Origin of the sequence: Roseateles chitinivorans, assembly GCF_050632235.1 — a bacterium.
GTDB classification, from domain to species: Bacteria; Pseudomonadota; Gammaproteobacteria; order Burkholderiales; family Burkholderiaceae_C; genus Roseateles; species Roseateles chitinivorans_A.
On record NZ_CP192584.1, the window covers coordinates 6,259,138 to 6,281,608 of the forward strand.

The following is a 22,471-nucleotide window of genomic DNA, read 5'->3' on the forward strand; positions in this document are numbered from 1 at the left end:
TCCTATAATCGTCGCTCGCGGCCCGCATCGTCACCCGTACAGGCCCTGATAGGGCGCGGCCAGGCACGCAAGATTGCACACTCCGGCCCATGCCCTCGAAGAATTCCCCCGACAACGAACCCTCCTTCGACGCCCCGTCCGATTCGGGCAAGGGCAGCGCTTCCAGGAAAGAGAAAAGCGACACGCCCCGCAAGAAGTCCAAGGGCGACGCCAAGCCGCGCCGGCCCTGGTTCGTGCGGTTGCTCGGCTGGGTGTTCGGGCTGGTGCTGGCCGGGGTGGGCGCCGTCGTGCTGCTGGTCGGCATGGCCCTGGCGATCGCCTACCCTCAGCTGCCCGACATCAGCGGACTCACCGACTATCGGCCGAAGCTGCCGCTGCGGGTGATGTCCAGCGAGGGCCAGCTGTTGGCGGAGTACGGGGAAGAACGCCGCAGCTACTCCGACATCCGCGAGATTCCCAAGCTGATGCAGGACGCGATCCTGGCCATCGAGGACGCGCGCTTCTATCAGCACGGCGGGGTGGACTACCTGGGCGTGATCCGGGCCGGCCTGGCCAACGTCAGTGAATCCAGGAGCCAGGGGGCCTCGACGATCACGATGCAGGTGGCGCGCAACTTCTATCTCTCCACCGAGAAGACCTTCACGCGCAAGATCTACGAGATCCTGCTGGCGCTGAAGATCGAGAGCGCGCTGCCCAAGGAGAAGATCCTCGAGATCTACATGAACCAGATCTTCCTGGGACACCGGGCCTACGGCTTCGCCGCGGCCAGCGAGGTCTATTTCGGCAAGCCGTTGAAGGCGCTGTCGGTCGCCGAGGCGGCGATGCTGGCCGGGTTGCCGAAAGCACCATCTGCTTACAACCCCATCAACAATCCGCGCCGCGCAGTGTTGCGCCAGCAATACATCATCGACCGGATGCTGGAAATGGGCTTCATCACGCCCGAGCAGCACGCCCAGGCCAAGGCCGAGAAACTGCGCATCCGGCCGCCGCAGGAGGCCGCCAGCCACGCCGAGTACGTCGCCGAACTGGCCCGCCAACTGATCTTCAGCCAGTACGGCGATGAGGCGTACACGCGCGGGCTGAACGTCTACCTGACACTGCACGCCGACGAGCAGGAGCGCGCCTACCGGGCGCTGCGCCGCGGCATCATGGACTACGAGCGCCGCCAGGTGTACCGGGGGCCCGAGGCCTACGTGGATCTGCCCGCCGACCCGAAGGAGCTGGATACCCGCATCGCCGAGGCGCTCTCCGACCACCCTGCCAATGACGAACTGCTGGCGGCCGTCGTGCTGGAATCCAGCCCGAAGCAGGTCGTGGCAGCACTGCAGAGCGGCGAGTCCGTGACCATCACCGGCGAGGGGCTGAAACCCGCCACGTCGGGCCTGTCCGACAAGGGCAACCCGAAGACGCGCATCCGCCGCGGCGCGGTGATCCGGGTGATCAAGCTGACCCGGAACAACAAGGACGAGTGGACGATCACCCAGCTGCCCGAGGTCGAGGGAGCGATGGTGGCTCTCAGCCCCAAGGACGGCAGCGTGCGGGCGCTGGTCGGCGGGTTCGACTACAACAAGAACAAGTTCAACCACGTCACGCAGGCCTGGCGACAGCCAGGCTCCAGCTTCAAGCCCTTCATCTACTCATCCGCGCTGGAGAAGGGGTTCAACGGCGCGACGGTCGTCAATGACGGTCCGCTGTTCTTCGACGCGACGACCACGGGCAGCCAACCCTGGGAGCCCAAGAACTACGACGGCCAGTTCGACGGACCGATGCCGCTGCGACGGGCCTTGGCCAAGTCCAAGAACATGGTGTCGATCCGGGTGCTGCAGTCCGTCGGGGTGAAGTACGCGCAGGACTGGATCACACGCTTCGGGTTCGACGCCGACAAGCACCCGGCCTATCTGACGATGGCGCTGGGCGCGGGCTCGGTGACGCCGATGCAGATGGCGCAGGCGTACTCGGTCTTCGCCAACGGCGGCTACAGGATCGCGCCGCAACTGGTCCAGCGCATCACGGACCACGCCGGTCGCGTGCTGTATCAGCAGCAACCCAAGCAGTTCGAGGACTCGCAGCGGGCGATCGAGCCTCGCAATGCCTACCTGATGGACAGCCTGCTGCAGGAAGTCGCGCGCAGCGGCACGGCGGCTCGCACCCAGGCCACCCTCAAACGCCCCGACATCTACGGCAAGACCGGCACGACGAACGACTCGATGGACGCCTGGTTCGCGGGCTTCCAACCCGAGTTGGTGTCGGTCGTGTGGATCGGCTACGACCAACCCCGCAAGCTGGGCGACCGCGAGACCGGTGGCGGTCTGGCGCTGCCGGTGTGGATCGAGTTCATGCAGTACGCGCTGCGCAACACGCCGGTCCAGGAGATCCAGCCGCCCGAGGGCGTCGTCAACATCAACGGAGAGTGGTATTACGACGAGTTCGCCGGCAACAGTGGCGTGAAGGCGCTGGGCAGCGAGGAACATGTGCCGACCAGCGGCTCCGAGGAAGAGAAGAAGAGCATCCTCGATCTCTTCAAGCGCTGATCGACACGGCCAACGCAAAGGCGCCCCTCGGGGCGCCTTTTTCATGAGCCGCGGCCTCAGACCTGGGTGAAGCTCAACGATTGCCCGGCGTGATGCGATGCTTCCTCAGACAGGCGCGCGAAGAAGGCGACGCCATCCTTGGTGTCGATCCACTGACCATCAACGAACTTGAAGTGATACCCGCCGCGCCGCGACGCGAGCCATAGCTCGTGCAGCGGCGGTTGCGTGTTCACGACGATCTTGCTGCGATCCGGGAACTCCAGTTCCAGCAGACCGCCGGTGCGATGCTGGTCGATATCGACCACGTCGTCGTCGAGCCAGGTGTCGACGTCGGATTCGATGCTGGCGAGCACGGCGTCGGTGCGGGCGTCGTAGTCGGCGTCGGTCAGCGGGGTGGGCGTCATGGGCAGTCGGAAGCGGGCTCGCGAGGGACTAGACTGCGAGCCCATGAAGAACGTGAAGACGCGAAGTGTAGGCGCTGCCTCCACGCCGACCCGCCATCGCGCCGCCAAGGCCATGACGACCCTGATGTTGTGCGCGGCCGCGCTGGCCGTCAGCGCCTGCGGCCAGAAACGCCCGCTGCAATTGCCGCAGGCCAAGCATCCAGCCCCTGCTTCGGCGTCGACAATCTCTTCGCCCGCCTCGGCGGCAAGCGCCGCGAACTGACGCCGCGAGCTCCGCGCGAGGCGGGCCTCAGATCCGCCCTTCCTCCACCGCGTGACAGGCCACGCGGACGCCTTGGAACGGCAGCAGCTGCGGCCGCTCCGCGCTGCAGCGCGTGTTGGCGTACGGGCAACGGGGGTGGAAGCTGCACCCGCTCGGGGGATTCAGCGGATTGGGCACCTCCCCTGCACGGGGGTGCGCGAACGCCCCGTCATGTGGATGTCGGGGATCGCGTCGAGCAGCATCCGCGTGTAGGGATGCCGGGGCGTCGCGAACAGCGCGCGCTTGTCAGCCTGCTCCACCAGCCGACCCAGGTACATCACCCCCACCTGATCGGCCACGTGTCGCACCACCGCGAGGTTGTGCGAGATGAACAGGTAGGTCAGTCCCTGCTTACGCTGCAGGTCCTTCATGATGTTCAGCACCTGCGCCTGCACCGAGACATCGAGTGCCGAGGTCGGCTCGTCGCAGACGAGGAACTCCGGCTCCGTCGCCAGCGCGCGGGCGATCGAGATGCGCTGACGCTGGCCGCCGGAGAACTGATGCGGGAATTTCTCCGCGTCCGCGGGCGCCAGCCCCACCGACTGCAGCAACTCGCCGACGCGTTGCTTCAGCGCCTGCGCGTCGCGCACCAGGCCGTGCTCGCGCAACGGCTCGGCGACGATATCCTGCACCTTCCAGCGCGGGTTCAGGCTTGCATACGGATCCTGGAAGATCATCTGCATCCGGCGTCGCAAGGCCAGCGCCGCCGGTCCTTTCAACGTGGTCGCGATGTCGACGTCGTCGAAACGGACCTCGCCCTGCGTCGGCGCGTACAAGCCGACCAGCAGACGCGCCACGGTGCTCTTGCCGCACCCCGACTCTCCAACCAGCGCGAGCGTCTTCCCCTTCTCGATCGAGAAGCTCACGCCGTCCACCGCATGGACGAACTGCCTCGACTTGCGCTCGATCACGCGGTTCAGCCACGGTGCCGACACGTCGAAGGTCTTCGCAAGATCGCGCACCTCGACCAGCACCGCGCCCGGCCCGGCCTGCGCGAGCGCGCTGGTCGTTCCCGCCAGGTCCGCCGCGCTCGACGTCTCATTCAATACCGTCATGCGACACCTCCCTGCGCGACGGCAACATCCGCGGCATGCAGCCAGCACGCCGCCTGGGTCGCGGGCGCCGTCATCAATTCGGGGCGCTGCTCATGGCAGCGGTCGAAGGCGCGCGGGCAACGTGGATGGAAAGCACAGCCCGTCGGGATCGACGTGAGTCGCGGCATCGCCCCGTCGATCTGCACCAGCCGCTCGCGATCCTCGTCCATCGCAGGGATGGAACCCATCAAACCCGACGTGTAGGGATGCCCGGGTCGGTGGATCACTTCCTGCACCGGCCCGATCTCCGCGACACGCCCGGCGTACATCACCGCGACGCGATCGCAGGTCTCCGCGATCACGCCCATGTCGTGGGTGACCAGCATGACCGCCGCGCCCTGCTCCCGGCACACGCGCTTGAGCAAGGCGATGATCTGCGCCTGGATCGACACATCCAGCGCCGTCGTCGGCTCATCGGCGACGATGAGCTTCGGATCGGCCGCGAGCGCGAGCGCGATGACCACGCGCTGCCGCATGCCGCCGGAGAACTGGTGCGGGTACTGGTCCACGCGCGCCTCGGGCGCCGGAATGCCGGTGGCCGCGAGCAGCTCAATCGCCCGGGCACGGGCCTGCTTCGCGCTCAGGCCGAGGTGCGTCGTGATCGTCTCGACCAGCTGCCGGCCCACCGTGTACAGCGGATTGAGCGAGGTCAATGGATCCTGGAAGATCGCGCCGATCTGCCGGCCGCGCACGCGGCGCATCTGATCGGCGGGCAGGTTGTCGATGCGTCGTCCGTCGAGCAGGACCTCGCCGCCGGCGATGCGGCCGGGCGGTTCGAGCAGGCCGATGATCGCCGCGCCGGTCAGCGACTTGCCGGCGCCGGACTCACCGACGACGCCGAGCACTTCGCCCGGCGCGATGTCGAAGGACACGTCGTCCAGCGCGAGCAGCGTGCCGCGCCGGGTCGGGAACTCCACGCGCAGGTGGCGGACCTGCAGCAGGGGGCGGATGCGGTCATGGGGCCGTCCATCGAATCAGCGCAGACGGGGATTGAGCGCATCGCGCAACCAATCGCCGAGCATGTTCACCGACACCGTGATCAGCACCAGCATCGTGCTGGGCCAGATCGTGATCCACCATTCCCCCGAGAAGAGGAAGTCGTTGCCGATGCGGATCAGGGTACCCAGCGAGGGACTGGTCGGCGGCACGCCGACGCCGAGGAAGGACAGGGTCGCCTCGGTCAGGATCGCCGACGCGACCTGCAGCGTGGCCAGCACCAGCACAGGCCCGGTGACGTTGGGCAGCACGTGACGCCACATGATCGCCATCGGCTGGACACCGATCACGCGCGCGGCCTGGACGTATTCCTTGTTGCGCTCGACCATCGTCGAACCACGCACCGTCCGGGCGTACTGCACCCAGCCGGTCAGCGAGATCGCGAGGATCAGTACCGCGAAAGCGAGCGACTCGTGCGCGTCCTTGAAGACAACGCGACCCACGCCATCGATCAGCAGCGCGATCAGGATCGACGGGAAGGACAGCATCACGTCGCAGATGCGCATGATGAACGCATCCACCTTGCCGCCGACGAAGCCGGACAACAGCCCCAAGCCGACGCCGATGATCATCGACAGGATCACCGATGCCACGCCGACCAGCAGCGAGATCCGCGCGCCGTACATGATCGCCGAGAGCAGGTCACGCCCCTGGTCGTCGGTGCCCAGCAGGTACTTCGACGATCCCCCTCGATCCAGGCCGGCGGCAGCCGCGAATCCATCAGCTCGAGCGCGGAGAGATCGAAAGGGTCGTGCGGTGCGATCCACGTCGCGAACAGCGCGCAGACCAGGCAGCACAACGCGACGAGGGCCGCCACCATCGCAAATGGCGACCGGGTGAAGGAATGCCAGACGTCGCCGTCGAAGAAGCGCTTGAACGCATTCGGCGGGCGCGGCGACGGCGCGCCTGAGGCCGGCGGAGGAGGAAGGGAAGCGGTCATTCGGGATCGGGAAGCGGGCTGTCGGATCGATGGCGGGCGCGGCGGGCCCGCTCAATGAGGCGCGAGCGGAAGACCCTGCTCGACGAGGGCCGCGAACAGCGCGGACCCGAGCGGCAGGATCTCGTCGTTGAAGTCGTAGCGCGGCTGATGCAGTCCGCAGGGGCCACCCTGCCCCAGCCGCAGATAAGCGCCGGGTCTGGCCTGCAGCATGAAGGCGAAGTCCTCGGAGCCCATGCTCGGCACCAGCTTGTCGTCGACGTTCTCGGCGCCGACCAGGGACTGCGCCACTCGCACGGCAAAGTCGGCCTCGCGCGCGCTGTTGACGGTGGCAGGGTACAGGCGCTGGTAGTCGACCTTGGCGCTCGCGCCGAAACCCAGCGCGACCGATTCGACCAGGCGCGTCATCCGCTCCTCCAGCAACTGCTGCACTTCGGGCTTGAAGCTGCGCACCGTGCCGGTCAACTGCGCGGCTTCAGGGATCACACTGAAGGCGCTGGGCTCGCCGGCGTGCATCGAACACAGGCTGACGACCGCCTGTTCGATCGGCGCGATATTGCGCGACACCAGGCTCTGCACCGCGGTGATCACATGGCCGGCGATCAAGACGGGATCGACGCTCAGGTGCGGGTGGGCGCCATGGCCGCCCCGCCCCTGGATCGTGATGTTCACGCGGTCCGCCGCCGCCATCATCGCGCCGCGGTTGAGGCCGATCTTGCCGGGCGGCAGGTGCGGCCAGTTGTGCATCGCATAGATGGATTCGACCGGAAAACGTTCGAACAGGCCGTCGGCGATCATCTCGCGTGCGCCGCCATAGCCCTCCTCGCCGGGCTGGAACACCAGCACCGCCGTACCCGCGAAGCGTCTCGTCTGAGCCAGGTAGCGTGCCGTGCCCACCAGCATCGCGCAGTGACCGTCATGGCCGCATGCATGCATCAGGCCAGGGGTCGACGAGCGCCAGGCGAAGTCGTTCTGTTCGCGCAGCGGCAACGCGTCCATGTCGGCGCGCAGTCCGAAGAGTCTCGGCGGCGTGCCCGGTGTCGTCTGGCCATGGATGGTGGCCACGATGCCGGTGCGGCCCAGCCCCTGATGGATCTCGTCGACACCACAGGCCTTCAGTGCCTGCACGATGCGCGCGGCGGTCCTGTGCTCCTCGAAGCCGAGCTCCGGCATCGTGTGCAACTCGCGGCGCAGCGCGACGAGCTCGCCGCGCGCCTCGAAAAGTCGCTGGTAGGTGCCCGCCGCGGCGGCGGTGAGATGCTCAGGAGCGTTCATGTCAATGCGCGCCGCCGCTCACGCGCAAGCGCGGATCGACAGCGAAGTACAGCAGATCGACGGCCAGATTGATCACGACGAAGATCAACGAGATCAGGCAGAGGTAGGCCGCCATCACCGGAATGTCGGCGAACTGCACCGCCTGGATGAACAGCAGACCCATGCCAGGCCATTGAAACACGGTCTCGGTGATGATCGCAAAGGCAATCAGCGATCCCAGCTGCAAGCCGGTGATCGTGATGACCGGCACCAGCGTGTTCTTCAGCGCGTGCCCGAAGTAGATGGTGCGGTCGGTGAGGCCGCGAGCCCGGGCGAACTTGATGTAGTCGGCGCGCAGCACTTCCAGCATCTCCGAGCGGACGATGCGCATGATCAGCGTCAACTGGAAGACGGCCAGCGTGACGCCCGGCAGCAGCAGATGGCGCAACCCGTCGCCGGTGAGCAGCCCCGTGCTCCAGGCGCCGAGCATCACGACCTCGCCCCGTCCATAACTCGGCAGCCAGGCCAACTGCACCGCGAAGATGAGGATCAGCAGGATCCCGATCAGGAAGGTCGGCAACGCCACGCCCAGCAGCGACAGCGTCATCAACAGCTGCGAGCCGAAGCTCCCGCGCCGCAACGCCGCGTAGACCCCCAGCGGGATGCCGAACACCAACGCGATGAACGCCGCCGTCGCCGACAACTCCAGCGTCGCCGGGAAACGCTCGGCGATCAGCGCGGAGACCTTGCGCCCCTGCTTCAGGCTGACACCGAATTCCCCCTGCGCCGCGTTGCCGGCGAAATGCGCGAACTGCACGATGAAACTCTGATCGAGTCCCAGATCCTTGCGAAGCTGCTCGCGCTGCTCCGGTGTGGCGTCCTGACCGAGCAGGTTGTTGACCGGGTCGCCGACGTACTGGAACAGCATGAAGGCGATGAAGGCCACCGTCAGCATGACGACGACGGCCTGCGCCAGACGGCGAAGAATGAAAACCAGCATGAACGAGGGCCTCCGGCATGGGCTCGGGCGACGCGGCTTGTGACCTGCCCTGGCACGACCTGACCCCGGAGGCGGAGCGCTTCAGAAGGAACCCATCATCGAGGAGCGTTCGCCCCCCGGCAAGTGGGTTAGCCCTTGACGCGGCGTGAACGCGACGTCGCCCCAGCCGTCGCGCCACAACGGAAAAACCGCCCGAGGGCGGTTTCTGGCGGGGAGACGCGCGGAACACCACGCGCGGCAGCGCAGAGTCAGAACCGGTGGCGGATACCCACGATGGAACCGCCACGCTTCTCGGCATTGTTGGCGAAGCGGACCGCGCCTTCATGCTTCGTGTAGTCCAGCTCGAGGTAGACGTCGGTGCGCTTGGAGAAGGCGTAGTCGGCGACGAAGGCCAAGTAGTGCCCCTTGCTCTTGGTGTTGGCCAACGGCGCGCTGTAGTGCGTCTGTGTGGCATACCAGTAGTGGGCACCCAGGTTCAGCTGCGGCGTCAACTGATAGGCGGCGCCCGCGGAGATCATGTCCCGCTTCTTCACGTCGTTTGCTGCAGCGTTCAGCACGTTGCCCAGCAGGCCTGACGTGTAGGCAGCGCCCAGCAGACCGCCTTGGTCGAACTTGTTGCTCGCCCAGGACAGGTTGATGTACCACGGGCCCGCCGTGTACGCGCCACCGGCGGTGTAACCCTTGACCTTCTTGCCCAGGGTGTCCTCGACCTGCAGGAAGGCGCCACCGAAGGCGATGGGGCCCTGGTTGTAGCGCAGCAGGCCGCCGAACGACTTGTTCTGGGAGTTGCCTTCACCAGCGGACACCTGGATCTCGCCGCGAACGGGGCCGGTCTCGAACAGGTACTTGACCATGTTGTCCTGCCGCGCGCCCATCGACAGGCCGATCTCGGGCTTGTAGGCCTCGATGTAGGGCGAGTACTTGAACGACGCGTAGGTCGACGTGTAGATGTCGAACAGGATGTTGTATTGGCGACCCAGCGTGATGCGGCCGAAGTCTGCCGACTGGATGCCGACCCAGGACTGGCGCCAGAAGTCAGCGGCGGCCACGGTCCCGGTGTCGGAGTTCAGGCGGTGCTCGAGGTTGGCGATGGCCTTCAGACCGCCTCCCATGTCCTCCGTCACATTCACGCCGAGACGGCTCTGGGACATGCCGCCAGGGATGACCTGCTTCTCGGAGCTTCCGACGTTGGCGTTGCTGGTCCAGCGCAGACCGACGTCGACGATGCCATACAGCTGCACGCTCGACTGGGCCCAGGCGGCGCTGGTGCTCGCTGCCAGGATGCTCAGCGCCAAGGCGGCTTTTTCATGTGATGTCTCCTATCTATGTTTGGTGTGGTCGCCGAGATCGATTCTCAGCGAAGCCCCCAGACGGAGATGCTTTGTGTTGCACATCGCCCACGCGAGCAAACCCTGTCAAGTTTGTGACGGCACGGCAGAGGGAAAACCCGCGCTCACTGTCTACAAAATCCACAACAGTGCGTTGCGGCGACAGTGCTTGATCGACTCACGCAAGACCTGGCACCTGCGCGACACCAGGCCTACGGACAAACGTTGAGACGAAAAAAGCCGCCCCGAGGGGCGGCTTTCGTAGCGCAGTGCGCTGATCCGGAGATCAGAAGCTGTGCTTGATACCGACGTCCAGACCGCCGGACTTGCCACCGCGAGCGGCGTTGACGGCGTTGGTCGCAACCTTGAAGGCGGCGTTGTCGTTGTCGATGATCGACGCGGTCGAGTACAGCGCGGTGCGCTTCGACAGGTTGTGCTGGTAGCCGATCGTGAAGGCTTGAGCGTCGCCGCGCGTCGCCACGATAGCGTCAGCAGCGCCGTTGGTCTCAGCCTTGGTGTACTGAGCGGTCACCGAACCGGCAGCCGTCACCGGCACCACGGCGCCGATCGTGTACACGTTCTGCTTGCGCGAACCGAACTTCAGCTGGCTGTACAGGCCTTGGACCTTCACGACCTTGAAGTCGTAGCTGGCGCCCAGCGACAGTTGCTTGAACTTGGAGTTCAGCGCGTCGGTGGTCTGATAGCCACCAGCGACGTTCAGGTCGCCGGCCTTGTAGCCCAGACGGCCACCATACGACTTCTTGCCATCGGTGCCTTCACCAGCGGCCACGTCGAACGAACCGTACACGCCGCCCAGGTCGGCCGGCAGGAAGTACTGAACCAGGTTGTCGGCACGGTTAAACGTGTCGATGCCCGAACCCAGCTGGGTGTACGTGCGGGTGACGTCGCCCAGACCGGTGGTGGTGTAGACGTCGAAGTCGTCAACAACCAGGCGGGTCGAGGTCTTGCCACGGCCCAGACGGACTTCACCGAAGTCGCCCATCAGGCTCACGGAAGCACGACGGCCCCAGAAGCGGTTGGCGGACGACGTCGGTGCGTCACCAGCCGTGCCGGCGTCGGCAGCCAGGGCGCCTTCCAGCCAGAAGCCAGCCTTCAGGCCACCACCGAGGTCTTCAACGCCACGGACGCCGATACGGCTCGAGCTGCTGCCGTCGTTCGTCAGTTGCTTGACGTCTTGGCCGTTGGCCTTGGTGTAACGGGCAGCGACGTCGATCACGCCGAACAGCGTGACGGACGATTGAGCGGCAGCGGCACCAGCGAAACCAGCCAGCACAGCCAGCGCAACGAGAGATTTCTTCATTAGAGACTCCTAGATCTTCAATGAGGTTGCGGTTGGTAGATCGCCCGCAAACCAAGCTCCTGCAATGAAGCTGTGGTGTATTGCAACAGGTCCGATCCCGCCTGACCAGCCGCCACCCCGGAAAAGTCCTGATTTCGTTGGATCGAAGCAACGCGTATGGGATTAAAAAATTGTGTCATCACGCATTCGCACAAAGGATCAGCCGGCACCAGGGAACCACTTGACGCACGGCTTCTAAACTGTGGCGTCATGCCCACCGCGAGCATTCAAGATGGAATTTCAGCCTCCGCGCCCGGCGCGCATACTTTCTGGAGCGGACAAGTGGATATCCGCGCTGGATCACAGCTTGAAGACATTGGCGGGCGTCGCGCCGATGGCGAGGCGAGCGCCCGAAGCGGAATCCCCCGACGAACCGCTCGATGAGCCGCAGCGCAGGCTGGCCGCGTCGCTGATGCGGGTCAACCACGTCGGCGAAGTCTGCGCGCAGGCGCTCTACCGCGCCCAGGCACTGACCACCGGCGACCCGGCGCTGCGGCAACACCTGGAGCATGCGGCACAGGAGGAGATCGACCACCTCGCCTGGTGCGCCGGACGGCTCCAAGCGCTCAACGACCGTCCCAGCCTGCTCAATCCGCTCTGGTATGGCGGCGCCTTCGCGATCGGCGCCGTCGCGGGCCTGATCGGGGACAAGGTCAGCCTGGGCTTCGTCATCGAGACCGAGCGCCAGGTCGAGGCCCATCTCGCCAGCCACCTGGAGCGGCTCCCCGACGGGGACCGCAGTTCGCGGGCCATCGTGGCGCAGATGAAGGAAGAGGAAGCCCGCCATGCGGAGGAGGCCCGTGATCTCGGCGGTGTCGATCTGCCGGCGCCGGTGCGGGGCCTGATGCGCCTCGCGGCCAAGGTCATGACGGGGACGGCGCACTACCTCTAGAGGGCCGCCCCCACCGGCGGCGGGCGTCAGCCCTCGACGATCTCCACCGACGTGGTGATCGCCGCAGTCTTCGCCAGCATGATGCTGGCGGAGCAGTACTTCTCATGGGAGAGCTGGACCGCGCGCTCGACCGTGGCCTGCGGGAGGTTCTTCCCCGTCACGACGAAGTGCATGTGGATCTTCGTGAAGACCTTCGGATCGACCTCCGCGCGGTCCGCGCTCAGCTTGACCTGGCATCCGCGGACGTCGTGCCGGCCGCGCTTGAGGATCAGGACGACGTCATAGGCGGTGCAGCCGCCGGTGCCGGCCAGCACCGTCTCCATCGGCCGTGGCGCCAGGTTGCGGCCGCCGCCGTCCGGCGCGCCGTCCATGTTGATCATGTGGCCGCTGCCGGTCTCGGCAATGAAGCTCATGCCATCAGCGCCCATCCAGTTGATCGTGCATTCCATTCGTCGTTCCTTCGTTGCATGGGCCGTTCGAGCCATCCGGCGTCGATCTGACCCCATTTCCTGCATTGCCACGTCACGCGGCCACCCACTCTGGCGGTGATTTTGCGCATTTAGAGGCCCGACTCCAGGGCCGGAGGCCTCAAAAAATATTGCAGCGCAACATGCATCCCCCTAGAATTCTAGGCATGCGATAGCGCTACCCCACTCTGTGGGGTCTGCCCCGCACCGATTGTCTCCTCCACCGCCTCCATGGTGGATTCAGCCCGAGGCCACAAGCCTCGGGCTTTTTTCGTCCGGACGCACCCGCGGCACCGCGCAAGGCTCGCTCCTCCAATGGCGAAAGCGCGGCCGTCATCGCGGACCAGGCGTCTCCGCGCCTCGGGCAAACCCTGGCTATCATCGTCCGCCCGACTTCCGCCGCGCCCGCGCGGGAGGGGAACTGGAGGGATTTCCATGGCCGGCACCCGCCGCGCATCGCGCAAGACCACCTCGACGCGCCCATCGGCGCAACACCCTGCGTTACTCCCTGCCGATCAGAGTTATCTCCAACGGATTCTTAACGCCAAGGTGTATGAGGTCGCGCAGGAAACCTCCCTCGACGCCGCCCGCAATCTCTCCAAGCGCATTGGCAACAAGGTCTGGCTGAAAAGAGAAGATCAGCAGCCGGTATTCAGCTTCAAACTGCGGGGCGCCTATAACAAGATGGCAAATCTCGCGCCCGAGCAATTGGCGCGCGGGGTGATTTGCGCATCGGCGGGGAATCATGCCCAGGGCGTGGCGCTGTCGGCGAAGAAACTCGGCTGCCGCGCGGTCATCGTGATGCCGGTGACGACGCCCAAGGTCAAGATCGATGCCGTCCAGGCGCTGGGCGGCGAAGTCGTGCTGGCCGGGGAGTCCTTCACCGACGCCTATGGCCACGCGCTGGAACTCGAACAGCAGCAGGCCCTGAGCTTCGTCCATCCGTTCGACGATCCCGATGTCATCGCCGGCCAGGGCACCATCGCGATGGAGCTGCTGCGACAGCATCCGGGACCGATCGACGCGATCTTCGTCGCGATCGGCGGCGGCGGACTGATCTCGGGAGTGGCGGCCTACATCAAGGCCGTGCGGCCGGAGATCAAGGTCATCGGCGTCCAGACCAAGGACTCGGACGCCATGGTGCGTTCCGTGCGCGCCGGCAAGCGGATCACGCTCAACGACGTGGGCCTGTTCTCGGACGGCACCGCGGTCAAGTTGGTCGGCGAGGAAACCTTCCGCATCTGCCGCGAACTGGTCGACGACTACCTCCTCGTCGACACCGACGCCGTCTGTGCCGCGATCAAGGACGTCTTCGTCGACACGCGCAGCATCCTGGAACCGGCCGGCGGGCTCGGCGTCGCGGCGATCAAGCAGTACGCGGCGCAGCACGGGACGAAGGGCGAGACCTACGTCGCCATCACCTGCGGCGCGAACATGAACTTCGACCGGCTGCGCTTCGTCGCCGAGCGGGCCGAAGTCGGCGAGGAGCGCGAAGCACTGTTCGCCGTCACCATCCCGGAGGAACGCGGCAGCTTCCGGCGCTTCTGCGAGCTGGTCCAGGGCCGCAGTGTCACGGAGTTCAATTACCGCATCTCCGACCAGCAGGTGGCGCACGTCTTCGTCGGCGTGGCCATCACCAAGCGTGAGGAGGCTGACAAGCTGGTCCGCAGCTTCGAGCGGCACCGCTTCGCCACGGTCGACCTCACCGACGACGAGCTGGCCAAGCAGCACGTCCGCCACATGGTCGGCGGACGGACCGAACTCGCGAAGAACGAACGCCTGTTCCGCTTCATCTTCCCGGAACGGCCCGGCGCGCTGATGCGCTTCCTGTCCAGCATGAGCCCGGACTGGAACATCAGCCTGTTCCACTATCGCAACCAGGGCGCGGACTACGGGCGCATCCTCGTCGGCCTGCAGGTCCCGAAGGGCGACGGCAAGGCGTTCAAGACCTTCCTGGACCAGTTGAACTACCCGTACACCGAAGAGACCGACAATCCGGTGTACCGGCTCTTCCTGCGCTGACCCGCGTCAAGCGCCCGTGACCGTGCGGGCGCCCCGTCGTGCAACCGAGCGCGTGGTTACGGCTTGACACCAACGGTTGCCCCCGGGACAAGGGGCAGACGCGAGGCGTCGGGGGCAATTGCCGATGGTCTGCCAGCGGCGCGGCCCGAGAATGGCGGTCCCCATGTCCATCCATCAGTCCCTCATCTCGCCGACCGCCAATCCGGAGCTGGAACGCGCCCTGCGCCAGCGCCTGGAACGCCGCTGCACGCTGGCCGGCCGGCTGGGTGAACTGGAGCCGCTCGCCGTGCGGCTGGGGTTGATCCAGGCAACACAGACGCCGAAATTCCGCGACCCGACGCTGGTGCTGTTCGCCGCCGATCACGGGCTGGCGGTGGACGGCATCGCATTGCCGAACGGCCGCAGCACGCGGGAGCAGGCCCTGCTCGCGCTGCAGCACCGGCTGCCCTCCACGGTCTTCGCGCGCAACCAGGGCATGCACGTGACCGTCGTCGACTGCGGCATCGCCGAGCCGCTCAGCCCCCAGCAGCGCCTGCTCGCACGCAAGATCGCGCATGGGACGCGGAACTCGCGGGCCGGTCCGGCGATGACCGTGGAACAGGCGCATGCCGGCGTTCGCGTCGGCATGGAGATTTCCGACAACCTCGCGGGCAATGTCATCGCCTGCGCGGGACTGGGCCAGGGGTCGCTGGAGGCGTCGGCCCTGGTGCTGTCGCGGCTGATGGACATGCCGGTGCAGGACTTCATCATTTCCGGCCCCGACATGCCGCACGACGACCTCTCTCATCTGATGCTGGTGCTTCAAGGCGCCCAGCAGCGGCATCGCGAGGTGCAGGAACCGATGGCCGTGCTCGCGGCCTTCGGCGGATTCGAACTGGCGGTGATGGTCGGCGCGATGCTGGTCGCGGCGTCGAAGCGGCAACTGATCCTCGTGGACGGCATCCCGGCGTGCGCGGCGTTGAAGGTGGCGTCCATGATCGCGCCGCCGGTCACCGATTACGCGGTGTTCTGCCGCAGCACCACCCATCGCGGGTTGGACGAGGCGCTCCAGCTGTTCCATGCGGCCGCGCTGCTGGAACTCGGCATGGAGTGCGGCGACGGCACCGGCTCGACCTTGGCGTGGCCGTTGGTCCGTTGCGCCGCCGCGCTGCTGACGGAAGTCCAGGACCTGCCCGACGGCACCATCCACAGTCGTCCGTCCGACCTGCGCGATACGGGCCCCGGCAACGCGGCCGCGCTGCACACGGGCTCAGGCCGGTCGACCTTGGGCAGCAAGTACTGACCCCTCATCGGGCGCCCGGCGCCATCGGCGCGGGGGCGGCGGCCTCGGGGGCGCCAGACGCGCTACCTCTTTGGAATTACTTGATCGGATTGTTACTGCCGTCACCCGGAGGCATCTGCGGCAGCGAACCGGTGACGGCCGTCGGCGGCACGATGCCGTCCGGCCCCGGTGCCCCGGCGTGCGGCTGCATCTGCGGACCGGCGAAGTTCGGCGGCGGGGCCATGCCGCCACCCGGCGCGAACTGCGGCGGCGGCGCGAGCACCAGGTCCGGCGCGCCCGGCGCGAGGCTCAACCGGACGGTCACCGCGGTGCCGGTGCCCAGGCCCACGTCGCGACGATTGATCTCGATCAGCTTCAGGTCGCCATCGACGGGAAAGCCCATGCGCACGGGCTTCGGCACGCCCCCGGCGGTCGCGATCAGCGCCACGCCCTCACCGGGATAACGCCCACCCGCCGTCGGTGCGACCACCCCCAGCAGTTGATAGCGCGAAGAGGCGGACTCGACCGGGGCCTCTGCCGCCTTGGCGGCAGCGAAGAGTCGGGTCCAGTCGGCGGGGACGCTCTCGGCGATCGCGGAGCGCGTCATGGCGGGGGCCTGCGGGCCCTTCACCATCAACGTCAACGACCAGTAAGCGAGGCTCGCCGCCATCGCCGCCCAGACTACGAAGCTTAACCATCGTGCATGCATCCGACGATTATGATGCAGCGCGATGGGCCACCAAGGGCGGCTCCACGAGGATTGCAACACCATGCGTCGACCCTTCTCCAAGTTCTCTCCGCGCCGTGCTCGCGGCTTCACGCTGATCGAACTGATCGTCGCCATCACCATCGTCGCCGTCATGGGCGCGGTGGTCGTGCCGGCGGTGATGAACCACGTGTCCGAAGCACGCCGCACCGCGGCCCGCTCCGATGTGAACACGCTGATGCAGGCGCTCAAGCTCTACAAGATGGACAACGGCCGCTATCCGAGCGGCGAGCAGGGCCTGGGCGCGCTCGTGGCCAAGCCGACCAACGGCCCGGCGGCGCCGAACTGGAAGGTCTACATCGAGAAGCTGCCCAAGGATCCCTGGGGCAACCCATACCAGTACGACAACCCCGGCCTGAAGGGCGAGATCGACATCTACAGCCTGGGTGGGGACGGCAAGCCGGGCGGCGAAGGTTCCGACGCCGACATCGGATCCTGGGAATAAGCGCGCGGCCTGCCGTGCGCTTCGCTCCCTCCCCCACCGACCGCCCAGAGCCGTGCGCGCGCGTCCGTCCGGCCGACCCCAGCGCGGCTTCACGCTGATCGAGCTGATCGTCGCGATCACGATCGTGGCGATCGCCAGCGCCACCGTCGCGGTGGCCGTGCGCGACCGGGCCGACGTGCAGCTGGAGCGCGAGGCGCTGCACCTGGCCTCGGTGCTCGAGACAGCCCGCTCGGAAGCGCGCGCGGCGTCGCTCGACGTGCGCTGGATCCCCGATTCGAGCAACGACGCCACCCGCTACCGCGTCACCGGCCTGCCGGCCGCGCTGGTCAAGCGCCTGGAACTGGAACGTCCCTGGCTGGGCGAGCCGCCGATCGTCGAGATCGAGGGCGCCACCATCAATGGACGTTCGATCCGCCTCGGCCCGGAACCGCTGATCGGCGCGCAGCGCGTGACGCTGATCCGCGGGGATCACCGCATCACGCTGGTCACGGACGGGCTGCGACCGTTCGCGATCGCGAAGGGCGGCGCATGAGACCCGCCATTCACACGCGGCGCGCGCGCGGCTTCACGCTCGTCGAGGTGCTGGTGGCGCTGACCATCGTCGCGCTCTGCCTGGCGGCCGGCCTGCGCGCGGCCGGCGCGATGACCTCCAACTCGGACCGGCTCGCGATCAACTCGCTGGCGCAGTGGTGCGCCGAGAACGAGCTCACCGAGATGCGCCTGACCAAGGCCTTCCCGGGCATCGGCGACAACAGCATCAGCTGCTCGCAGCTCGGCCGCGATTTCAACGTCAAGATGATCGTGCGCGGCACGCCGAATCCGAACTTCCGCCGCGTCGAGGCCCAGGTCTTCGACGACCGCGACCGCCCGCTGCTGACGATCACCACCATCGTGGGACGCAACTCCTGATGCGCCGCGCGACAGGCCCTTCCCGGCGCGCGGCGCGCGGGTTCACGCTGATCGAGGTCGTCGTCGCGCTCGTCGTGATGGCGGTGATGTCGGTCATGGCGTGGCGCGCGGTCTCGACGCTCACCACCAGCCGCGAGCGCAACGAGGCCGCGATGGATCGCGCCGAGACGCTGCAGACCCTGATCCGCCAGTGGGAGCTGGATCTGCGAGAGGTGCAGAAGAGCGACGTGTTCGACGCGTTGACGTTCGACGGCGCGACGCTGCGCATCACGCGCCGTCGCGAGACGGGCCTGCAGCTGGTGGTCTGGCAGCTCAAGGAAGGCCGCCTGGCGCGGTGGGAGTCGCAGACGCTGGCCAACGCCGATGCCTTGCGGGACGCGTGGTTCCGCAGCCAGCAGCTCAACGCCAAGGAGATGCGGGACCTGCCGGGGCTGGATCGCGTCCTCGGCTGGCAGATGTACTTCTTCCAGCAAGGGGCCTGGGCCAACGCGCAATCCTCGCTCGACAGGAACGACGACAAGGACCAGGCGAACAAGTCCCAACCGTCGAACAGCATGCCGGAAGGCGTCCGCATGCGGCTGCAGTTCGGTGAGGACAGCGGTTATCGCGGCGAACTGATCCGTGAAGTCTCGGTGGAGGCCGGCAGCTGATGCGCACCGCCCTGCCCCGCCCGCCGCGCCGGATGCGACCGCCGCGCGGCGCCGCACTGCTCACCGCGCTGCTCATCGTCGTGCTGGTGACCACCCTCTCCGCCGCGATGCTGTGGCGGCAGTCGCGCTCGATCCAGATCGAAGCCGCCGATCGCGGCCGCGCCCAGGCGGACTGGGTGCTGCAGGGCGCGCTCGACTGGGCCCGGCTGATCCTGGCCGAGGACGCCAAGGCCTCCCGCAGGAACGTCGAGGGACAGAGCGACAACCTGGGCGAAGTCTGGGCCGTGCCCCTGGCAGAAGCGCGGCTGTCGAGCTTCCTGTCGCAGGACGAGAACAAGTCGGAGGACGCCGGTCCGGACGCCTTCCTCTCGGGCCACATCGACGATGCGCAGGGCCTGTTCAACCTGCGCAACCTCGAGACGCAGCCGGCACAGCCGCAGCCCGGGCAGGCGCCGGATACGCAGGCCGCGCAGAAGGCCATCGACAACCTGAACGCGGCACGCCGGATCTTCCAGCGGGCGGGCATGAGCGCATCGATCGCCGAACAGGTCCAGAAGAGCCTCATCGCCTCGGCGGGCGGCAAGGGCTCGGACCAGCAGGGCGATGTGCCGCTGAGACCGGCCCGGATCGACCAGCTGCGCTGGTTCGGCCTCAACGATGAACAGGTCGCGCGGCTGAGCACGCTGGCCGTGCTGCTGCCCAAGGCGCAGACCACGCTGAACCTCAACACCGCCTCCCGGGAGGTCATCGCGGACGTCCTGGGCGTGGACCTCGGCGTCGCCGACAGCATCGTCCGGGCCCGTCAGAGCAAGGCCTTCACGGCCTGGGACGAGCGTCTCACGTCGCTGGTGCCGGGGATCCCCGCCACCGACACGCGCCAGCAGATGGCCGCCTTCACGTCGGCCTACTTCTTCGTCGAAGGCCAGCTGCGGATGGACGACCGGATCCTGGCGCAGCGATCGCTGGTATTCCGGGACGGCACCAACGTGCGCGTCATCGACCGCCAGCGGCTGCAACGCCAGTCGACCCTGGCGGGAACGACCAACGGCTACGGAGCCACGCCTTGAACGCCCGGGATGGCGTCGCGCGCCACCCACACGCGCTTGAAACGATTGGAAAGAAGAGGGACGGGATGCATGCACTTGTAAGGGGGTCGTCTACGGGCTTGCTCGGGGGCGCCGGAGGCCAATCCGTCATCCAAGCCCTCCTAGAATCCGCGTTCTCATGAGTACCCTGCTCATCCTCCTGCCGGCCAGCCCGCCTCAGAACGGCGCCGCCCCGCACGACTACGAATTCTGGTTCAGCCACGACGCGCAAGCGCCGGCCCACGCACGCGGGCACGGACAGCGCGCCCCGCTGGACGCGATGCCGCACGCCGACCGCGTCGTGCTGCTGCTCGGCGACGACCAGGTCAGCTGGCTTCCCGCGCAACTGCCCAAGATCAAGGGCGCAAAGTTGCGCAGCGCCGTCGTCGGCGTGATGGAGGACCACCTGCTCGAGGACCCCGAGCGGCTGCACCTCGCGCTGATGGAGAGCCGCGACGTCGAAGGCCAGTCGCACTGGATCGCCGTGACCGCGCGCGAACCGTTGCGCACGCACCTGCAGGCGATGGAAGCCGCCGGGCTGATGGTCGAATCGCTGCGCCCGCTGTCGTGGCCGCAGGCCCCGATGGCAAGGAGGGCGGCCACGTCGACGCCGGTCCCGACGACCGCGCCCGGCTGCGCGTCTTCCGGGCCGACGGCGTCGCCACCTTCCCGCTGGACAGCGGCGGCCTGCGCGGCTGGCTGGGCGAGGACTGGTGGGCCGACGCCCCGGTGTCCGCCAGCCCGGCCGCGTCCGCCCAGGCCGAGCAGTGGCTGGGTCGCAAGGTGCAGGTGCTCAACGACACCGATCGCATCTGGGCCGCCCGCGAGGCGCCGATCAATCTGCTGCAGTTCGACCTGACACCGCGCCAGCGCGGCTGGCGACGCGTGCATCAGGCCTGGCAGACGCTGCAGACGCCGACCTGGCGGCCGTTCCGCTGGGGCCTGGTGGGCCTGATCGCCGTCCAGGTGATCGGCCTGAACGCGATGGCCTGGCAACAGGGCCGCGCCATCGACGCGCGCAAGACCGAGCAGGAAGCGCTGCTGCGGCAGGCCTTCCCGCAGGTCCGCGTGGTCCGTGACGCCCGCGCCCAGATGGTGCGCGAGACCGAGGCGCTGCGCGGCGGCGCGGGTCAGGTCGGTCCCGGCGATCTCGAGGACCTGCTCGGCGCCGTCGCCCGCGTGTGGCCGCAAGGCGAGCCGCCGCTGCCCAACATCCGGTTCGAGCAAGGGCGGCTGCTTCTGGCCGGCCTGTCGCCGCCGCAGCGCGCGCAACTGCGCGATCGGCTCGCCCAGGACCCCGTCCTGCGGGTCGCCGAGGACGGCGACGCACTCCAACTCAGCCTGCGACCCGACAACCGATGAACAGCCTCACGACCATGCAACGGGACCTCGTGGCCCGCTGGCGGGCCGCCGCACCGCGCGACCGGCTGATCGCGCGGGTGACCGCCGTGATCGTCAGCCTGCTCCTGCTGTGGCTGATCGCCCTCGCGCCCGCCTGGGGCACGCTGCGCAAGGCGCCGGGCGAGATCGACCGGCTCGATCGCGAACTCCAGCAGATGCGCACCATGGCGCAGCAGGCGCAGGCCTTCAAGCAGGCGGTGCCGGTGTCCACCGAGCAGTCGATGACGGCCCTGAAGGCCGCCACCGCGCGGCTCGGACCGGCAGCCGAACTGACATTCAGCGGCACGCAGGCCCAGCTGCGGCTGCGCGGCGTGCCGGGCGGCGCGCTGGCCCTGTGGATCAGCGAGGCGCGCCAGGGCGCGCGCGCGCGTCCTCAGGAGGCCGAACTGCAGAACGGTCCGCAGGGTTTCAGCGGCCGGATGACGCTGCAGCTGCCCGCGGCGACGGGGACCTGAGCGATGGCCCGCAAGTCTCGCTTCAGTCAGTCGGCTTTCCAGCAGTCGGCCTTCATGCAGTCGGCCTTCATGATCCTGGCCGCGCCGGGCAAGGTCGTGGCCCTGGTCCGCAACGATCGAGCCGCCGCACGCTGGGCGTGTGTCGGCGCCCTGCTGGGCCTGCTGACCGCGGTCGTCGTCTGGGCCCCGGCGGCCTGGCTGGCCAAGGCGGTGGCGTCGGCGACGAATGAACGGCTGCTGCTCGCCGACGCGCGCGGCAGCCTCTGGAACGGCAGCGCGCGCGTGATCCTGAGTCCGGGCGAGGGCAGCCGCGACGCGAGCGAACTGCCGCAACGCCTGGCCTGGTCGCTGCGCCCGACGTGGATCGACGGCGGTCTGGGCGTACGGCTGACGCTGGACCAGTCCTGCTGCATCAAGCCCGGCGCGCCGATGACGGCGGGCTTCGGCATGAACCGCCTCACCGTGCGCCTGCCCGACGCCACGCCCGAGCAGCCGTGGATCCGATGGCCCGCGGCCTGGCTGGCGGGACTCGGCACGCCCTGGAACACGCTGGCGCCGGATGGCGTCATCGCCGTCAGCGCACAGGGCTTCGTCTTCGACGGCCGGGGTCAGACGATCAACGTGAGCGGGCTGGCCCTGGTCGAACTGCGCGACTTCTCGTCGCGGCTGGCGCAGGTGGCGCCGCTGGGCAGCTACCGGATGGGCCTGGTGGGCGGCGGTCCGGCGCCGCAGCTGATCCTGACGACGAGCCAGGGCCCGTTGCAATTGAGCGGCCAGGGCACCCTGGGCGCGACGCGGACGCAATTCCGCGGCGAGGCGACAGCCGCGCCGGGCAGCGAAGCCGCATTGGCCAATTTGTTGAACATCATCGGGCGCCGCGAGGGCGTGCGCTCGATCATCTCGGTGGGATGAG

21 protein-coding genes and 3 pseudogenes are annotated in these 22,471 nt (G+C 67.7%); 14 read left to right on the top strand and 10 right to left on the bottom strand.

What is annotated here, in order from left to right:
- Positions 1-89 precede the first annotated feature (89 nt).
- Entirely contained in the window at positions 90-2,531 is a 2,442-nt protein-coding gene (locus tag ACQ859_RS28670) for a penicillin-binding protein 1A (protein WP_431263827.1), read from the top strand.
- Between the two features lie 56 nt (positions 2,532-2,587).
- On the opposite strand, the gene cyaY is transcribed toward ACQ859_RS28670, so the two are convergent.
- Positions 2,588-2,935: an iron donor protein CyaY gene (cyaY, locus tag ACQ859_RS28675; RefSeq protein WP_431263828.1), complete on the bottom strand. Its 348-nt coding sequence runs from the start codon at positions 2,933-2,935 to the stop codon at positions 2,588-2,590.
- Positions 2,936-2,978: 43 nt separating this feature from the next.
- On the opposite strand from cyaY, the gene lptM reads away from it, so the two are divergent.
- Entirely contained in the window at positions 2,979-3,197 is a 219-nt protein-coding gene (lptM, locus tag ACQ859_RS28680; protein ID WP_431263829.1) for an LPS translocon maturation chaperone LptM, read from the top strand.
- A 27-nt stretch (positions 3,198-3,224) separates the two neighbouring features.
- Here the strand turns inward: lptM and ACQ859_RS28685 are convergent.
- From ACQ859_RS28685 to ACQ859_RS28715, 7 genes and pseudogenes are all read right to left on the bottom strand, one after another.
- Positions 3,225-4,291: pseudogene (locus ACQ859_RS28685) on the bottom strand (ABC transporter ATP-binding protein).
- Positions 4,288-5,280: an ABC transporter ATP-binding protein gene (locus ACQ859_RS28690; protein WP_431266687.1), complete on the bottom strand. Its 993-nt coding sequence runs from the start codon at positions 5,278-5,280 to the stop codon at positions 4,288-4,290. Before ACQ859_RS28690 ends, ACQ859_RS28685 begins: the two are co-directional and overlap by 4 nt.
- Before the next feature lie 24 nt (positions 5,281-5,304).
- Positions 5,305-6,146, bottom strand: a pseudogene (locus ACQ859_RS28695) (ABC transporter permease).
- A gap of 171 nt (positions 6,147-6,317) precedes the next feature.
- A complete protein-coding gene (locus tag ACQ859_RS28700) occupies positions 6,318-7,538 on the bottom strand; it encodes a M20 aminoacylase family protein (RefSeq protein ID WP_431263830.1) in 1,221 nt (406 codons plus the stop codon).
- 1 nt (position 7,539) lies between these two features.
- A complete protein-coding gene (locus ACQ859_RS28705; protein WP_431263831.1) occupies positions 7,540-8,517 on the bottom strand; it encodes an ABC transporter permease in 978 nt (325 codons plus the stop codon).
- Between the two features lie 248 nt (positions 8,518-8,765).
- Positions 8,766-9,812, bottom strand: a complete 1,047-nt coding sequence (locus tag ACQ859_RS28710) for a porin (RefSeq protein ID WP_431263832.1) — start codon at positions 9,810-9,812, stop codon at positions 8,766-8,768.
- 319 nt (positions 9,813-10,131) lie between these two features.
- Positions 10,132-11,166 carry a porin gene (locus tag ACQ859_RS28715; RefSeq protein WP_431263833.1) on the bottom strand — a complete coding sequence of 345 codons (1,035 nt, stop codon included), beginning with the start codon at positions 11,164-11,166 and terminating at the stop codon, positions 10,132-10,134.
- Positions 11,167-11,437: 271 nt separating this feature from the next.
- Here ACQ859_RS28715 and coq7 point away from each other — a divergent pair, with 271 nt between their 5' ends.
- A complete protein-coding gene (coq7, locus tag ACQ859_RS28720; protein ID WP_431263834.1) occupies positions 11,438-12,097 on the top strand; it encodes a 2-polyprenyl-3-methyl-6-methoxy-1,4-benzoquinone monooxygenase in 660 nt (219 codons plus the stop codon).
- 26 nt (positions 12,098-12,123) lie between these two features.
- Here coq7 and ACQ859_RS28725 read toward each other — a convergent pair whose 3' ends face one another.
- Positions 12,124-12,546: an OsmC family protein gene (locus ACQ859_RS28725; RefSeq protein ID WP_431263835.1), complete on the bottom strand. Its 423-nt coding sequence runs from the start codon at positions 12,544-12,546 to the stop codon at positions 12,124-12,126.
- 453 nt (positions 12,547-12,999) lie between these two features.
- On the opposite strand from ACQ859_RS28725, the gene ilvA reads away from it, so the two are divergent.
- On the top strand, positions 13,000-14,586 hold the full coding sequence (ilvA, locus tag ACQ859_RS28730) for a threonine ammonia-lyase, biosynthetic (RefSeq protein WP_431263836.1): 1,587 nt from the start codon (positions 13,000-13,002) through the stop codon (positions 14,584-14,586).
- A gap of 163 nt (positions 14,587-14,749) precedes the next feature.
- On the top strand, positions 14,750-15,868 hold the full coding sequence (locus ACQ859_RS28735) for a nicotinate-nucleotide--dimethylbenzimidazole phosphoribosyltransferase (protein WP_431263837.1): 1,119 nt from the start codon (positions 14,750-14,752) through the stop codon (positions 15,866-15,868).
- Between the two features lie 76 nt (positions 15,869-15,944).
- On the opposite strand, the gene ACQ859_RS28740 is transcribed toward ACQ859_RS28735, so the two are convergent.
- A complete protein-coding gene (locus ACQ859_RS28740; protein ID WP_431263838.1) occupies positions 15,945-16,454 on the bottom strand; it encodes a hypothetical protein in 510 nt (169 codons plus the stop codon).
- A gap of 163 nt (positions 16,455-16,617) precedes the next feature.
- Between ACQ859_RS28740 and gspG the strand changes: the two genes are divergently transcribed.
- The 9 genes and pseudogenes from gspG to gspN all read left to right on the top strand — a co-directional run bounded on the left by gspG (position 16,618) and on the right by gspN (position 22,470).
- Positions 16,618-17,058 (top strand): type II secretion system major pseudopilin GspG, encoded by a 441-nt coding sequence (gene gspG, locus ACQ859_RS28745; protein ID WP_431263839.1) that lies wholly within the window; start codon positions 16,618-16,620, stop codon positions 17,056-17,058.
- Between the two features lie 52 nt (positions 17,059-17,110).
- Positions 17,111-17,590 (top strand): type II secretion system protein, encoded by a 480-nt coding sequence (locus tag ACQ859_RS28750; protein WP_431263840.1) that lies wholly within the window; start codon positions 17,111-17,113, stop codon positions 17,588-17,590.
- Positions 17,587-17,967 carry a type II secretion system minor pseudopilin GspI gene (gene gspI, locus ACQ859_RS28755; RefSeq protein ID WP_431263841.1) on the top strand — a complete coding sequence of 127 codons (381 nt, stop codon included), beginning with the start codon at positions 17,587-17,589 and terminating at the stop codon, positions 17,965-17,967. The genes ACQ859_RS28750 and gspI overlap by 4 nt, the downstream gene beginning before the upstream one ends.
- Complete coding sequence (locus ACQ859_RS28760; RefSeq protein ID WP_431263842.1) at positions 17,967-18,617, top strand: PulJ/GspJ family protein; 651 nt, start codon at positions 17,967-17,969, stop codon at positions 18,615-18,617. Before gspI ends, ACQ859_RS28760 begins: the two co-directional genes overlap by 1 nt.
- On the top strand, positions 18,617-19,684 hold the full coding sequence (gspK, locus tag ACQ859_RS28765; RefSeq protein WP_431263843.1) for a type II secretion system minor pseudopilin GspK: 1,068 nt from the start codon (positions 18,617-18,619) through the stop codon (positions 19,682-19,684). The genes ACQ859_RS28760 and gspK overlap by 1 nt, the downstream gene beginning before the upstream one ends.
- A 157-nt stretch (positions 19,685-19,841) precedes the next feature.
- Positions 19,842-20,252 (top strand): annotated as a pseudogene (gene gspL, locus ACQ859_RS28770) (type II secretion system protein GspL); the annotation flags it as partial.
- Positions 20,253-20,269: 17 nt separating this feature from the next.
- Positions 20,270-21,064: a GspL/Epsl periplasmic domain-containing protein gene (locus ACQ859_RS28775; protein WP_431263844.1), complete on the top strand. Its 795-nt coding sequence runs from the start codon at positions 20,270-20,272 to the stop codon at positions 21,062-21,064.
- The gene (gspM, locus tag ACQ859_RS28780) at positions 21,061-21,558 is read left to right on the top strand and encodes a type II secretion system protein GspM (protein WP_431263845.1); all 498 of its coding nucleotides are present in this window, start codon (positions 21,061-21,063) and stop codon (positions 21,556-21,558) included. The genes ACQ859_RS28775 and gspM overlap by 4 nt, the downstream gene beginning before the upstream one ends.
- Positions 21,559-21,561: 3 nt before the next feature.
- Positions 21,562-22,470 carry a type II secretion system protein N gene (gspN, locus tag ACQ859_RS28785; RefSeq protein WP_431263846.1) on the top strand — a complete coding sequence of 303 codons (909 nt, stop codon included), beginning with the start codon at positions 21,562-21,564 and terminating at the stop codon, positions 22,468-22,470.
- Position 22,471 lies beyond the last annotated feature (1 nt).